At 41.3% G+C, this 1,896-nt stretch carries 2 protein-coding genes; both read right to left on the minus strand.

Going from position 1 to position 1,896, the window contains the following annotated elements; all coding sequences use genetic code 11:
• Positions 1-147 (minus strand): outer membrane protein transport protein (locus ACP45E_RS21155; protein ID WP_347229990.1); only part of this gene is annotated, 147 nt, incomplete at its 3' end.
• A 305-nt stretch (positions 148-452) separates the two neighbouring features.
• The gene (locus tag ACP45E_RS21160) at positions 453-1,760 is read right to left on the minus strand and encodes an outer membrane protein transport protein (protein ID WP_017038083.1); all 1,308 of its coding nucleotides are present in this window, start codon (positions 1,758-1,760) and stop codon (positions 453-455) included.
• Positions 1,761-1,896 lie beyond the last annotated feature (136 nt).

Below are 1,896 nucleotides of genomic sequence, written 5' to 3' on the forward strand. Positions count from 1 at the left end.
GGCTTCGCCTGCATAAGCGCGGCCAAGGCCAGTTGCAGAGTATTCGGCGAGCTGAAAGCCTGCGGCAAATACGGCAGAAGAAGTAGAAAGCAAGCCAAAGGCCACTGCGCTAGCTAGGAGAGTTTTTCTTGAAGTGTTGAAGTCCATTTAATCGTACCGTTCGCTGAGTTGAATCAATATCGTGGCTGAATGGTACGTTTAGAGTTATTACTTTAAAAATAAAAAAGAGTAAAACTAGAGTATTTAGACTAATTATCTTTAAAGGCGGTCTTATGCAGTTAAAAAACCTAGATGTTATGAGGTTGTTTCATTTTTTGAGCGAACAGCTGTGATGCGAAATGAAAGGTTTTTGAAGAAGATTAGAGTTTTACAGGAAGGGAAAATAACAAAAGGGCTGGAAAACCAGCCCTTTAACAATCTTAAAATCAGCGACTACTTAAGTAGTAAAAAGCTTAGAAGCTACGGCTGTATTGAAGACCAACTAGGATAGCGTCTGCGTGAGTAGTACCTTTCATTGTCGTTCCAACAGTGTTAGCTGGTAGACCTGAACTTGCAGGAGTTAAATCTGTTGATTCAGAAACCGAAACATCATCACCTAATAGGTAAGTAAAGCCAAAGTCTATGTTAGATTTAGCATCTATAGCATATGTGAAACCTGCTGAGAACCATTGGCGATCAGAGTCAGGTACTGATATTGAAGTGATTTGATCTTGAGCACTTGTGTCATACATGTAACCAGCACGTAATGTCCAATCTTGGTTTAGGAAGTAAGTACCACCAATCGAGTAGTGCATACCATTTTGCCATTGGTACTCATTTAACGTACCCGCCTTTTTTGTTGCTAGGACATCAAATGATTCCCAACCAATCCATTGAACAGAGTAGTGAACAGCAAACTTTGTATCTTCAATTTCGTGGTAACCAGAGAACTCGGCCATATCTGGTAGAGGCATGATGAGAGTATCATCTACACCGTTAACTTTACCATCTGCTTTTAACTCTGGGCTATAACGATAAGAGAAGCCGAAGCGGTTTTTATCGTCTAACTCGTAAACTGTGCCGATATTAAATCCAACAGCCCAACCGTCAGCATCTGCATTAAGTGCTTCTTTTGTACTTAGTGTATCGCCTGTTGCAGGGTTATAAGCCCGCAAAGAACGCTGTAACTTACCTTGGCCGTAGATTAGGTCTAGGCCTGCTCCGAAGCTCCATTGGTCATTCATTCTATAAGAGCCAGCTAACCCTAAATTCATGCTCTTAACGTCAGTCAAACCACCGTATTCTGTGCCCACAAATGAATCATCAAATTCAGTTTTGGTTGCGAAATTAGTATATGCATTTACGCCCCAGGCAAACTTATCATTTACTGGTACGATTAAGTGAATATTAGGTACGAATGAAGTATCACCTGCATCAGAATAGTTTGAACTATCAGAATAAGAAGTTCCTAAAGGTGCGCCTTGGCTAAGAAGTAAATTATTCTGTGAATAAGTAGCATCTTTCACTTCAATTTGAGAAGTAATAGAAACAAAACCTAGAGATAACTCTACGTCATCAAACAATGCCATTGCAGCTGGGTTACGTGCCATGACTGATGCATTATCAGCAATAACAGCGTCACCAGCGAATGCACGGCCAAGACCGGTTGCTGATTGAGCGTTAAGTTGGAAACCTGCTGCTGCTACTTGCGCAGAGGCAAGAGAAGCTGAGGCAATAGTCACTGCGAGAAGCGATTTTTTAAACAGACGCGAGTTGTTCATAGTTGCTTTTTCCTTTTTGTAATATTCGCCTCTAGTTGGGCGATATATTTGAGCAAATGCTCAGTTGGTGGCTGATCCTAGACTCAAGTATATAGCAAACAAATCCGACCACCGTTAAATTAGATCGGAAGAGCGG

It is taken from the genome of Vibrio genomosp. F10 str. 9ZD137 (assembly GCF_049974785.1).
GTDB lineage: Bacteria > Pseudomonadota > Gammaproteobacteria > Enterobacterales > Vibrionaceae > Vibrio.

Excerpts from the sequence above, each read along its gene's own strand:
- ACP45E_RS21160 (WP_017038083.1), bottom strand. The coding sequence starts at position 1,760 with ATGAACAACTCGCGTCTGTTTAAAAAATCGCTTCTCGCAGTGACTATT.